This window comes from Acidiphilium rubrum, assembly GCF_900156265.1.
GTDB classification, from domain to species: Bacteria; Pseudomonadota; Alphaproteobacteria; order Acetobacterales; family Acetobacteraceae; genus Acidiphilium; species Acidiphilium rubrum.
Genome location: NZ_FTNE01000047.1, coordinates 1 through 12,387 on the forward strand (window position 1 = coordinate 1; position 12,387 = coordinate 12,387).

Genomic DNA, 12,387 nt, shown 5'->3' on the forward strand with positions numbered 1-12,387 from the left:
TTGGCTCTTGTGGCGTTAGCTGTTGATATTGGCTACGAGGGTCTGGTTTGATGTGAGGAGACGATCCATGGACGTGGCAGATTTCGAATACTGGCTCGGGCGGATTGCGTCGCTGACCTTTCCTCAGCTGCGACGGACATGGCAGGCTCTGGCCCTTTTGGAGGCGTCGGACAGCCATGTTGATGAAGCTGACGTATCTCAGGATCTTATGACGGCGCGGATCGACCTGATGAGCGCTGGTGAACGGTCGGTTGCAATGATGTTGCCTGCCGCGCTGGCATCGAGCCCAATTGCAGGGGAAGCTGTGGCTAAACTCGGGCAGCGGCGCGTGGATAGCGTCGGCTGCCCCCATTGTGACGGCCGCGACGTTGTGCGTTGGGGTCAGTCTGCGGATTTGCCACGCTATCGCTGCAAGACCTGCCGACGCACATTCAACGCCCTGACGAAAACGCCGCTGGCTCGTCTGCGGCACAAGGAAAAATGGGCCACACAAGCTGGGGCCATGATCGACGGTGTCAGCACGGCGAAAGCGGCGAAACGGAGCGGCGTGCATTACACCACTGCCTTTAGGTGGCGACACAGGTTTCTTGAATCGCTGGCCAAAGACAAACCCCACGCCCTGGCGGGGATCGTCGAAGGCGACGAGACGTTTATCCTGGAGTCATTCAAGGGCAAGCGATCGGCGATGCCGCGTAAGGCCCGCAAGAGAGGCGGCAAGCCCACCAAGCGTGGGATCTCCGCTGAACAGATACCTGTGCTTGTCGCGCGTGACCGGCATGGCGCCACCACCGATGCCGTACTGCCAAAACTGAACCGCTTGTCGATCACAGCGGCACTGGACGGTATCGTAACTCCCGCCAACGAATTCTGTTGCGACGGTGGCACCGCGATTGTTGCCTTCGCGCGCAAGGCGGGCATTCCGACGCACATCCTGCCAATGCCAGGTAAGCCACAACCAAACGCGCCTGATTTTCACATCAACAATGTCAACGCTTATCATGGCCGGCTGAAGGAATGGCTCCGGCGCTTCCACGGCGTCGCCACCAAGAATCTCCCCAATTATCTTGGTTGGCGCAGAACGCTGGAAGCGCTGGGACAGAACGTCACACCCGACGCCTTGATCCTCGGTGCCATCGGTCTCGGACCATATCAACAGGCAACGCTATAAGAGCCATTCGTTTTGATTATGGCGGTTCGGGCAGGCGCGCCTTCCGGCCAGAAGCAGCGGTAATCGGCCAATGCCGCGCGCTGGCAGTCTTCGGGCAGGCTGGAAAAGGGGATCTGCGAAGTGACCGCCGCTACCTGTGTCGTCCGTTCGCTGGGATTCAGCCGGGACTGCGCCGCTGCCTGGGCTTGGCGGGCAGGAAGAGTGACGGGTCTTTGCCGAGTTTTTCCGCGATGGCGCCGATTTCTGTATCGCGATAGTCGTGAAACATGCGCAGGGCAGTATGCAGTCTCGCGAGGGGGAAGATCGGGGTGGCCTCGGCGAGGAACTCTTCGACGAAGCGTGAGAACGTCCCTTTTTTGGGTTCTCGGCCTTCGATGCGGCGCGTGGAGTTGGCGATCCAGATCGATGCGCACGAGGTGACGGCGAAGGCAGCGGCATCGGACAGATCGCGCCGGCCAACCCCGGAGCCGGCGGCTTGGATTCCGACCGCGAAGTACCCTATGTCGCCCAGGGCGAGGAGCGACCTCTGAAGGGCCCGCAGACGTCGTATTGCTGAGAGAGGATGTTCCGGTATCTCGTCCGCCTTGGGACGTGCCATCGGGTGCGGGGCTGGGAGGGAGGTGAACAGGAGCGCGCGCTCCTGAAAAGGGAATTTAAGCAAGTGTCGCATTACATGGTCCGACCACCGGCGTGCGTGAATGAGGGTCTGAGCACTCTGGGCAGCGGTGGGATAATTGATCTCGTCGACACTATAACTGCCACAGGTGAAGGCGATATCAGCGAGACGCTGCCATAGCTCCGGCTGATCGAAATATCGCGATGCAATGTCCGTGAGGCGCGCTCGGACGTCGAGAGTGGATGCTGGCGCGGGTGCAAGCTGGCGCGTGCGTTGTCGCCGCGGTGGAGTAAGATCAGGGGCGCCGAGGATCGCGGACTGCCTGCGGGCGTTGCCGGCGAGCAGCTTCAGCAGTTCCACGATGCCGTCCGTGACGCGAAGCGCTCGGTGAGAGGCTGGTGCGCCAAGGGGGATTGGTGTCGTTTGTTCATGTCTGGGCGGCTTGTGGTATTCCTCCATGCTCCACAGCCGTTCCACGACGTGCATGCCCGAGAGCGCCTCGCGCAGACGATCGGCACTGGTGGTGAGCATGTCGAGGTCGCGAAGGCGATGCGACGGAGGAGGCAATTCGCGAACACGCTTGCGCACTCGGATTGGCGTCCTTTGCTGCAACGTGTCGAGCGTAGAAAGCGGCCGGTCATCGAATGGGTTGAACGCTAACGCAGGCTTGCGTGACAGCGTTTCCGCAACAATCGCATCCATCAGGCCGTAATCGATGGAATTTGCGTGAGCAATGGCTGCATCCGTGGTGGACTCATCATCGGCATGATTCTCGCGCGATGGTGAGAGCCCCGCGTGGTCTTGATTGATCATGCGCTGCCTTTCAGTCGAGATTTGCTCCGCGGACACTAAATGAATCCGCCTGTCTGTCGAGAGGCATTTTAGGTATAGGCTGCTGATAACGCTTGATATTATTATACCTTTTGTTTGATCTCCAGGTTGGATGAAGTGGCGTGTTGCGCGTTCGACATTGATCGGATCAAAGACGGTGACCACGCATTGAAGGGATCGAGTGGGGCGTACCAATCCCAATCGGCGTCGACGCGGGTCTATTTCGGTCTATGCCGGTCGATATGAAGTTTTTGGCTAAATCTGTTCAAGCGCCGCGCCGAAAAATTGTACTTATCGGAGGAGCAAAATTCGAGGAAGATCACGACTGGCGTGGCATCAGGGCGGACTTGCGTGCGCCTTCGGAGAGTAGCAACGGCAGCTGCATAAACTAATCAGATCTGTGAGGGCCGCTGAGCTTTGCGGGGCCCGACGGCCCGTCTGCGAAGCACCCTTACCATCCCCGACTTCGTTTTCGAGTGACGACGCCCCGCCCCAAAACATTCCGCGCGCCGCTCCGAATTCAGCAGGCGCATCCGGGATTTCGGCGCGACTCTCTCAGCTGAGAGCGTGCTTACTTTTAATTTCACGTCTATCAGTACCTATTCAGAGTCTTGATGATGAAGTCTGCGCTTTGCTGGTGAGGTCTGGTTCGATGGCAAAGCAGGCCAGCCCCCGCATGTGGATGCGAGGGTGGCTGCTGCCCTGAAACGAATTGCACGCTCCGCCGGAGCCGGCCCCGTCCCGAAGGCCCTTCTGCCGCTGAAGCCGGCAGTCGGATGGTTCGCCGCTTAACGAGAGTTGCTTCTACTCCCGGCGTCCTTGGGCCCCGAACCTTAGCAGCGCCCTTCGGGTGTATGACGCAGCCCCACAGTACCCGAAAAACGACCCCGCTGCCGTCATAGACCGACCAGGGCCGCCTGCAGGGAGACATCGCCGCCCCACAAGCGGCCAACAACGGCAAATCATGGTTGAGGGAAAGGTCCAAACGCGTGCGAGAATGGAGAATATTCTGAAGGCAAAGTGCAGGAAGACCGCATATTCCGAAGACGTGATCGCGCGAGGCGTGCTCTTATTTTACCGTCAGTTTATGTAGGAACGACGGATATTCTGAAGGCTGTTGCGCGTTCGGTATTTTGGCGCTCCCCCAGATGGCGGCAGATAGGAGAATCGAAGCCTCTGCTGGTTGCCAGAGTCCGCCCGATCGGTCAGAAATCTGGGCCTAGAAACGAAGAGATCAAACGTCATGCTTACAGGTGAGATCCGCAACCAGGTCGATCAGATTTGGAACAGCTTCTGGACCGGGGGCATTTCCAACCCGCTCGAGGTGATCGAACAGTTTACTTACCTGCTGTTCATCCGCCGGCTGGACGAGTTGCAAACGCTCGAAGAGCGCAAGGCCACTCGCCTTAACCGCCCGATCGAGCACCGTATTTTCCCCGAGGGCACCGACCAGAAGGGCCGCCCATACGCCGATTTGCGGTGGTCGCGGTTCAAGAACATGGCCGCACCCGAGATGTTCATGGTGGTAGGCGAGCATGTCTTTCCGTTCCTGCGCGCCCTGGGCGGCGATGGTTCGACCTACGCCCATCACATGAAGGACGCGCGGTTTACGGTTCCCACCCCGGCGCTACTGGCAAAGGTGGTGGACGCCATCGACCACGTGCCGATGGAGGACCGTGATACCAAGGGCGATTTGTATGAATACATGCTCGGCAAAATCGCGACCGCCGGGCAGAACGGCCAGTTCCGCACGCCGCGCCACATCATTCAGCTGATGGTCGAGCTGACCGCGCCCGGCCCGCAGGATATCATCGTTGATCCCGCCTGCGGCACCGGCGGCTTTCTGGTCGCGGCGGGCGAATATCTGCGCCACCATCACCCCGAAATGCTGCGCGACGACAGGCTGCGGGCGCATTTTCATCGCGGCATGTTTCATGGCTTCGATTTCGACAGCACCATGCTGCGCATCGGCAGCATGAACATGATGCTGCACGGCGTGGACAACCCGGACATCCGCTACCGCGACAGTTTGGCGCAGGAGCATACTGAGGATGCGGATCGCTACTCCCTGATCCTGGCCAACCCGCCCTTCGCCGGCGCGCTAGATGCCGAGACGGTCGCCAAAGACCTCACCGCCATCGTGAAAACCCGCAAGACCGAACTGCTTTTCCTGGCGCTGTTCCTGCGCCTGCTGAAACCCGGCGGCAGGGCGGCGGTGATCGTGCCGGATGGTGTGCTGTTCGGCTCCTCCAAGGCGCATAAGGAATTGCGCCGGATGTTGGCGGAGGAACAGAAGCTTGATGGCGTGGTTTCGCTCCCCTCGGGCGCTTTCCGCCCTTATGCCGGGGTTTCCACCGCGATCTTGCTGTTTACCCGTACCGATAGCGGCGGCACGGACGGGGTTTGGTTCTACGACATGCAGGCGGATGGTTTTTCGCTGGATGACAAGCGCCAGCCATTGCTGCCGGAGGCCAAGCAGGGCGTGGTTCCAGCCACGGCGCTGACCGATGCGGAGCATGAAAAGAACAATTTGCCGGATGCTTTGGCCCGTTGGCGTCAGCGCGACGGCGTGGAGCAGAACCGGCCCCGCACGGCGCAGAGTTTCGTGGTGCCCAAGGCGGACATTTCGGCGGCAGGGTGGGATTTGTCGTTTAACCGATACAAGGAAATTGTGCGCGAGGAGAGGACCCATCGTTCGCCCCGCGACATAATGGCTGATCTGCTGACGCTGGAGGACGAGATCCGCGACGGCATGAAGAAGCTTGAAGGTATGTTGGTCTGATGCTTCAGAAGGCCGTATCTTCGTTGGCTATCCAGCATGTTCCGCTGGCAAATCTGGTCCTGGGCGTGTCGACACGAAATCCTGCAACAAAGCCGGATGACAAATTTACATATGTTGATCTGAGCGCCGTCGACCAGGAGCGTAAGGTTATTATCGGCGCCCGCGTTCTTGTTGGAAGTGACGCGCCTAGCCGGGCGAGGCAAGTTATCTCCACCGACGATGTCCTGGTGTCGACCGTCCGCCCTAACCTCAATGGCGTTGCCCGGGTTCCGGATCAGTATGATGACGCCATTGCCTCGACCGGATTCTGTGTGCTGCGTCCAAAGAAGGAATTTTTAGACCCGCTATATCTTTTTTATTGGGTACGGTCTCCCACGTTTGCTGCGGAAATGACGCGGCGAGCGACTGGTGCAAGCTACCCTGCTGTTTCTGACCGCATTGTCCAGCAGTCTTTGATCCCCCTCCCGTCCCTCCACGAGCAGCGCCGCATCGCGGCTATTCTCGACCAGGCTGATGCGCTGCGGACGAAGCGGCGCGAAGCGTTGGCCAAGCTCGACGAGATGGCTCAGGCGATTTTCGTGGAGACGTTTGGCCATCTGGCTGCAAAAGACGGACTCGCGTTTGGCGAAGGTGTCGAGGAATTCCGTTACGGAACCTCAAATAAATCTGGTGACAGCGGCTTTCCTACTCTCCGAATCCCGAACGTCGTTGGCGGAATTATCGATTTAGGCGACACGAAGCGGGTCGAGGTCACGCAAGCAGAGTTACGTAGGCTACGTCTCGAAATTGGTGACGTCTTATTTGTTCGTACGAACGGTAACCCCAACTATGTAGGACGATGTGCCGTCTTCACGAAAAGTCTTGTCACCGATAGTTCCTATGCGCCTGAGACATTCATCTTCGCATCCTATTTGATCCGTGCCAGATTGAAATTGAATGTATTTGACCCGGTGTTTGTCAGATCATACCTTTCTTCCCATGACGGCCGAATGCAGTTGAGAGAAGTCGCGAAAACTTCGGCCGGGCAGTTCAATGTCAACATTGACGGTCTTTCGTCGTTGAAACTTCCTAGAGCCACTCTCGAACAACAGAAATTCTATACGAAGCGCATGGAAGTTCTCGAATCGATCAAGACAGAGCATTCCCAGCAGCTGAATACCTTGGATGCTCTTTTCTCCTCGCTCCAACACCGCGCCTTTAGCGGATCTCTGTAACAATGTCACAATTCGGCTTCCTCCAACCTGAGTGGCCGGATATTTTTGGGGCATCCGCGCAGGCCGAGCGCCATGCCCTGGCCGACCCGCGCGCCGCCGCTTTCTATGCCCGCCGCGCGCTCGAGCTTTTCGTGGCGTGGCTCTACAAGGCCGATACCAGACTCAAACTGCCCTATCAGGACAATCTCAACGCATTGATCCATGAGCCGAGTTTCCGCGCGGCCGTCGGCGATGCGATTTTCTACAAGGCGCGCTTCATCAAGGATGCCGGCAACAAGGCCGTGCATAGCGAAAAACCGTTCACCGAAACCGAAGCGCGCACGGCACTGGCGGAGTTGTTTCATTGCAGCTTCTGGCTGGCCCGGCATTACGCACGCGGTGCCAAGCCGGCGGATGGGCTGACATTTGATGCCGCAAAACTGCCCCGGCCGATGGCGCAGGTGGCCAAAGCCTCGCTGGAGCAACTCCGCAAGCGCGAGGCCGAATTGCGGGAGCGCGACGAAACCCTGACCTCCCTGCTGCAAGACCGCGCGCATCTGGATGCCGAGCTGATCCGCCTGCGTGAAGAAGTGGCCACCGCTCGCGCTACCAACGCCGCCTTGCCCGATACCCATGATTACGGCGAGGCCGCAACCCGCGACAATTTCATCGATTTTCTCTTGCGCGAAGCCGGATGGAACCCGACCGGGGCGAACGTGGCGGAGTACGAAGTCATCGGCATGCCCAACGGCTCCGGCCAGGGGTTTGTGGACTATGTGCTGTGGGGCGATGACGGTAAGCCGCTGGCATTGGTGGAGGCCAAGGCAACTCGCCACAGCGCGCTGAAGGGCCAGCAGCAGGGTGCGCTCTATGCCGATTGCCTGGAGAGAATGACCGGCCAGCGCCCGATTATTTTCTGCTCGAACGGCTACGAGCATTGGATTTGGGACGACCTGAGTTACCCGCCGCGCGCGGTTCAGGGGTTCTACAAGAAGGCGGAGCTTGAATTGCTGGTGCAGCGCCGCTCCACGCGCCGCACGCTGGCCGAGGCGGTGCCGGACCAGGCGATTGTGGAGCGATATTATCAGCAACGGGCGATTCGCCGGATTGCCGAGGCGTTCGAGGATCACCACCAGCGCAAGGCCCTGGTGGTAATGGCGACCGGCGCGGGCAAGACGCGCACGGTGATTGCACTGGTGGACATGCTGATGCGGGCCAACTGGGCCAAACGCGTGCTGTTTCTGGCCGACCGCAAAGCGCTGGTGAAGCAAGCGGTGAATGCGTTCAAGGCGCATCTGCCCTCGGCGGCGCCGGTCAATTTACTGACCGACAGGCTGACCGAGGGCCGCGTGTTCGTTTCGACCTATCCGACCATGATGACGCTGATCGAAGAACAGGACGGCGCGCAGCGGCGCTTCGGCGTCGGGCATTTCGATCTGGTGATCGTGGATGAGGCGCATCGCTCGATTTATCGCAAATACGGCGCCATTTTCGACTGGTTTGACAGCCTGCTGGTCGGGTTGACCGCAACGCCGGTGGACGAGATCGACCGCAATACGTATCGGCTGTTCGAATTGGAAAGCGGCGTGCCGACCGACGCCTATCCGCTCGAGGAGGCGGTGCGGGACAAATTCCTGGTGCCGATGCAGGCGGTTTCCGTGCCGCTGAAATTCCAGCGTGAGGGCATTCGGTACAACGATCTATCCGACGCCGAGAAAGAGGATTGGGACGCGCTGGAATGGGATGAGGCGGATGGACCGCCCGACAGTATCGACGCCCAGGCAATCAACAGATGGCTTTTCAACGCTGACACGGTGGACAAGGTGCTGGAGCACCTGATGACCCGCGGCCAGCACGTGGAGGGCGGGGATCGGCTGGGCAAGACGATTATTTTCGCAAAGAACCACGCCCATGCCGAGTTCATTCAGCAGCGTTTCGATGCGAATTATCCGCATTTCAAGGGTAGTTTCGCACGGGTGATCGATTTCAAGATCGACTACGCGCAAAGCCTGATCGACGATTTTTCCAACCCGTCCAAAGCGCCGCATATCGCGATCAGCGTGGACATGCTGGACACCGGCATCGACATACCGGAGGTTATCAATCTGGTTTTCTTCAAGCTGGTCCGATCGAAGACGAAGTTCTGGCAGATGATTGGGCGCGGCACGCGGTTGTGCCCCAATCTATTCGGGCCGGGACAGGACAAGGCATTCTTCTACGTCTTCGATTTCTGCCAGAATTTGGAGTTTTTCAGTCAGCCGGAGGCAGCGGTCGAGGGCAGCATTGCGGATAGCCTATCGGCCCGGCTGTTCAAGACCCGCCTCAAGCTGGTGGGGGCGCTGGACGAAGCCAAAGAGTCCGGCGGCGACAACGAACTGCGCGGCGATGTGGTCGCGCTGCTGCGGCGCGAGGTGGCGGCGATGAACCAGGACAATTTCATCGTCCGGCCGAAGCGGCGCCTGGTTGAGGCCTATGCGAAGCCGGAGGCCTGGGACACGTTGGGGGAGGATGAGCGGCAGGCGCTCGCCGATGATGTGGCCGGCCTGCCATCGGAGCTGGACCCGGAACGGCTGGAAGCCAAGCAGTTCGACATGGTGATCCTGAATTTGCAGCTCTGCGTAATGGGGCAGCAGGCCGGGTTCACGAAGCTCAAGACGCAGACGGTCGATATTGCATCGGCGCTGGAGGAGCAGGCAACCATCCCCATCATCCACGCGGCGTTGGAACTGATCCAAGAGATCCAGACCGATTCCTGGTGGCAGGATGTGACGGTTGGCATGCTGGAGCATGTGCGCAAGCGGCTGCGCGGTCTCGTATACCTTATTGAGAGGCGCAAACGCGCGGCGATCTATACGGATTTCGCTGATGAGTTGGGCGAGGGCGCGCTGGTGGCGTTCGAAGAGTTCGGACCGCCGGACTCCTTCGAGAAGTTCAAGGCAAAGGCGCGGTTCTTTCTGCGCCAGCACGAGGACCATATCGCGGTGCACAAGCTGCGTGCCAACCATCAGCTCACCCCGTCCGACCTCGTCGAGCTGGAGCGCATGCTGCGTGACAGCGGGACCGGCAGCGCGGATCACATAGAGCAAGCGAAGGCCTCAGCCGAGGGGCTTGGGCTATTCGTGCGTTCTCTCGTCGGGTTGGACCGCGCCGCAGCCAAGGAGGCGTTCTCGACATTCATGGCCCGCCGGACTTTGAGCGCCAACCAGATCGAGTTCATCGACATGATCGTGGAGCAGCTGACCGAGAGCGGTGTCATGGACGCCGAGCGATTGTATGAATCACCCTACACTGACCTGAATGATCAGGGGTTGGATGGAGTGTTTGCGGCCGAGGCGGCGGACGAGTTGGTTGCCGTGCTGCAAGACGTGAAGCGGCGCGCGGCAGCGTAGCGCCGGGATCTTACCGTAGCGTACTTTAGGACACATTGAGGGCTTGATGATTTACGATCGAGAAGCGATGGCGGCGGCACCGGACGCGCAAATAATGCCCGATCTGGAGCGGGTGCCTTTTTGGCAGGCAGTTCTCGAAACCTCGTTGAATCGGATAACAGTCGCGAAGCCTCAAAATCAAATTGAGGAGGATTGAGATGCATCTTGCCGCCAATTGGATCGCGACGATGGATGCCGCGATCAAAAATCCGAAATCAGCCCTATATGACGCGATCATAAAGCGAACCGTTGCGCATTATCAGCTCCGTTTCGGCAAGACGCCGGGATTTCCGGCGCTCGATTGGCGGTTATTCAAGGCGCAACTGCTCGTGGAAAGCGGCGGTCCGACTAATCCGGCATGGTCGACACGACCGATGCAGATTGGTAATCCCGGCGATGCCGCCTATGGTGTTCTCCGGAGCGGTGTGCAGGGATCGAACCTGATTATGAGCGTTCCCCTGAAAATGGATATTTCGAGCAAGAGCATCTCGACGCCGGAATTGAACATCCGCGCCGCCATCGCCTACGTCTTCACCTTGGCGGCAAAATTTCATCCAGCGCAGGTGATCGACAATCCCAAGGTAAAGCACGTCAAAGTGATGCCGGGGCAGTCGCTCTCGTCGATCGCGGCAGCGCAGCACACGACAATTCAAGATCTCGTGCAGGAAAACCCCATGGCGGCCGGTGTGTTGCATCCCGGCCAGGTTCTGAAATTTCAGGCGGCGCACATGGCGATCGTCATTGCTGGATGGAAGCAGATCACGCCGGAATTTCTGGCCCGATGGTACAACGGGGGTGGCTACGATGGGTTTGGCGATCCAGCCTACGCTGCCAAGTTGAAATACGTACTCGGAAAGCTGGACTCATGACGCGGATCGGTTTGATCATAGGTGCCGCGATGTTGCTCGGCGCCAGTGCCCCCCCGGCAGCCAATCTCGAGGCAAGCCATCAGGCTCTGATCACCGCCTTACGACAGGATCATGTTCTCGTTCCCGGTAGGCTGTTGTTACGTGCGAGCTATGTCTGCTCAGTCAAACTAGGCAAGGCGCAGTACCCGATTGCCGAGGTCCTCGAACAGGTGCCGGCAGCGATGGAGCCGCGTGGGGTTGCCCGCGTCATTTTGCTCAGCCCGCAACTCAAATCGATCTGGCAGGCACAGTTGTTCGGATCTCGGCCGTTATTTTGCAAGGGCAACAGCGTCTATTTTTCGGGGGATGTTCGGGCTGCCGATGGGAGTTCAGGAAATAAGGTGACGTTTCTGTTTGGCGGCGAGGCGGCAACGATTACAAAAGTAAATCCACTCAAATTGCCGGCGCCTCTTGAGACAAAATAAAAAAGTTATACCAGTGGCCCTGAAAATCGATGCATACACCGTCTGTGGTTCCGATTGAGGTAATTCGAGCCGCGTCATTGGCGATGAAATTCCAGGCTTCTTTGCTGGCGTCGCGCATCGTGTCGTAAGTGTTGCAGACGAGGCTGCTTAATTTGTTGCCACGCAGATAACCCCAGACGTTTTCCACGGGATTGAGTTCAGGCCCATAATATCACCCGCCGAATTTTCGGACTCTCTGGGAATTCTCCCGACGCGGCCGATTGTGATTCGATGTTCCCCGTTGATTCGCTACACGTGGGGGTTCGATTTCCGTTGGCAGGATAATGACGATGGCATGCGCGATCTCTTGGTTGGTGCGGTTCCCCGACGCGCACATTCTGATGCGCAATCCGGTAGGCCGCGCGCGTAAATCTGGTTGGCGGTGTTCGCTAGGGATATTGAAATAGCGATAGCAGACGATGACCACTCGGAGCTGATACCAAAATCTGCTGACTGTCCAATCGGTATCAATTTGTTAACCTGGCAAGACTATGGGTGTGCAATGGCAAGCACACAGGGGCCACGACCGCAGATACCGGAAAGTTCCCTGATCGATATCGTGGGAATGCCCGTAATCGTCATGCTGATTTCGGTGGTCGCGGTTTTGGGCTTGATCACGGAACCCTCTGCCCATGGTCCGGTCGCAGCGGTGTTTCCGCCCTGGTGGAGCGCCTGTACCCATCCGGTGAGGACCGCGGTGTGATTGCCGGTCGGCGTTCGTGCATCTCCGGTATGGATTGATCAGGCGACCTGTGCGGCTGAGCTCTGACTTTGTGGCGCGATCCAGTTCCAGGGCATCAATTCCTCGATCCGGTGTACCGGATGGCTTGCGATGCGCGTGAGGATGTCGGCGAGCCAAGCCTGCGGATCGACATCGTTCATTTTTGCTGTCGTGATCAGGCTGTACATCATGGCAGCCCTTTCCCCACCCCGATCGGAACCCGCGAACAACCAAGATTTTCTGCCTAGAGCCAGGGTCCGCAGGGCGCGTTCGGCC

General features: G+C 58.8%; 11 protein-coding genes. 8 read left to right on the top strand and 3 right to left on the bottom strand.

Going from position 1 to position 12,387, the window contains the following annotated elements; genetic code table 11:
• The first annotated feature begins 67 nt into the window (after positions 1–67).
• A complete protein-coding gene (locus BW994_RS17840) occupies positions 68–1,168 on the top strand; it encodes an IS1595 family transposase (RefSeq protein ID WP_083703307.1) in 1,101 nt (366 codons plus the stop codon).
• A gap of 157 nt (positions 1,169–1,325) precedes the next feature.
• Here BW994_RS17840 and BW994_RS19795 read toward each other — a convergent pair whose 3' ends face one another.
• A complete protein-coding gene (locus BW994_RS19795) occupies positions 1,326–2,597 on the bottom strand; it encodes a hypothetical protein (protein WP_175612144.1) in 1,272 nt (423 codons plus the stop codon).
• A 1,261-nt stretch (positions 2,598–3,858) separates the two neighbouring features.
• Here BW994_RS19795 and BW994_RS17850 point away from each other — a divergent pair.
• Genes BW994_RS17850 through BW994_RS17870 form a run of 6 tightly spaced genes read left to right on the top strand, consistent with a single transcriptional unit; the run spans position 3,859 to position 11,351 of the window.
• Positions 3,859–5,397: a type I restriction-modification system subunit M gene (locus BW994_RS17850; RefSeq protein WP_029313974.1), complete on the top strand. Its 1,539-nt coding sequence runs from the start codon at positions 3,859–3,861 to the stop codon at positions 5,395–5,397.
• A complete protein-coding gene (locus BW994_RS17855; RefSeq protein ID WP_029313976.1) occupies positions 5,397–6,611 on the top strand; it encodes a restriction endonuclease subunit S in 1,215 nt (404 codons plus the stop codon). Before BW994_RS17850 ends, BW994_RS17855 begins: the two co-directional genes overlap by 1 nt.
• A gap of 2 nt (positions 6,612–6,613) precedes the next feature.
• Positions 6,614–9,979, top strand: coding sequence for a DEAD/DEAH box helicase family protein (locus BW994_RS17860; RefSeq protein WP_029313977.1), 3,366 nt, complete (start codon positions 6,614–6,616; stop codon positions 9,977–9,979).
• A 46-nt stretch (positions 9,980–10,025) separates the two neighbouring features.
• A complete protein-coding gene (locus BW994_RS19800; RefSeq protein ID WP_156038190.1) occupies positions 10,026–10,175 on the top strand; it encodes a hypothetical protein in 150 nt (49 codons plus the stop codon).
• A 1-nt stretch (position 10,176) separates the two neighbouring features.
• The gene (locus tag BW994_RS17865) at positions 10,177–10,887 is read left to right on the top strand and encodes a LysM peptidoglycan-binding domain-containing protein (RefSeq protein WP_051657640.1); all 711 of its coding nucleotides are present in this window, start codon (positions 10,177–10,179) and stop codon (positions 10,885–10,887) included.
• Positions 10,884–11,351: a hypothetical protein gene (locus tag BW994_RS17870; RefSeq protein ID WP_029313979.1), complete on the top strand. Its 468-nt coding sequence runs from the start codon at positions 10,884–10,886 to the stop codon at positions 11,349–11,351. Before BW994_RS17865 ends, BW994_RS17870 begins: the two co-directional genes overlap by 4 nt.
• On the opposite strand, the gene BW994_RS19445 is transcribed toward BW994_RS17870, so the two are convergent.
• Positions 11,320–11,538, bottom strand: coding sequence for a hypothetical protein (locus BW994_RS19445; RefSeq protein ID WP_139334210.1), 219 nt, complete (start codon positions 11,536–11,538; stop codon positions 11,320–11,322). The genes BW994_RS17870 and BW994_RS19445 overlap by 32 nt on opposite strands.
• A gap of 417 nt (positions 11,539–11,955) precedes the next feature.
• Between BW994_RS19445 and BW994_RS19805 the strand changes: the two genes are divergently transcribed.
• The gene (locus BW994_RS19805; protein WP_156038192.1) at positions 11,956–12,093 is read left to right on the top strand and encodes a hypothetical protein; all 138 of its coding nucleotides are present in this window, start codon (positions 11,956–11,958) and stop codon (positions 12,091–12,093) included.
• Positions 12,094–12,131: 38 nt separating this feature from the next.
• On the opposite strand, the gene BW994_RS17875 is transcribed toward BW994_RS19805, so the two are convergent.
• Positions 12,132–12,387: transposase domain-containing protein (locus BW994_RS17875; RefSeq protein ID WP_139334211.1), on the bottom strand; the 256-nt coding region annotated here is incomplete at its 5' end.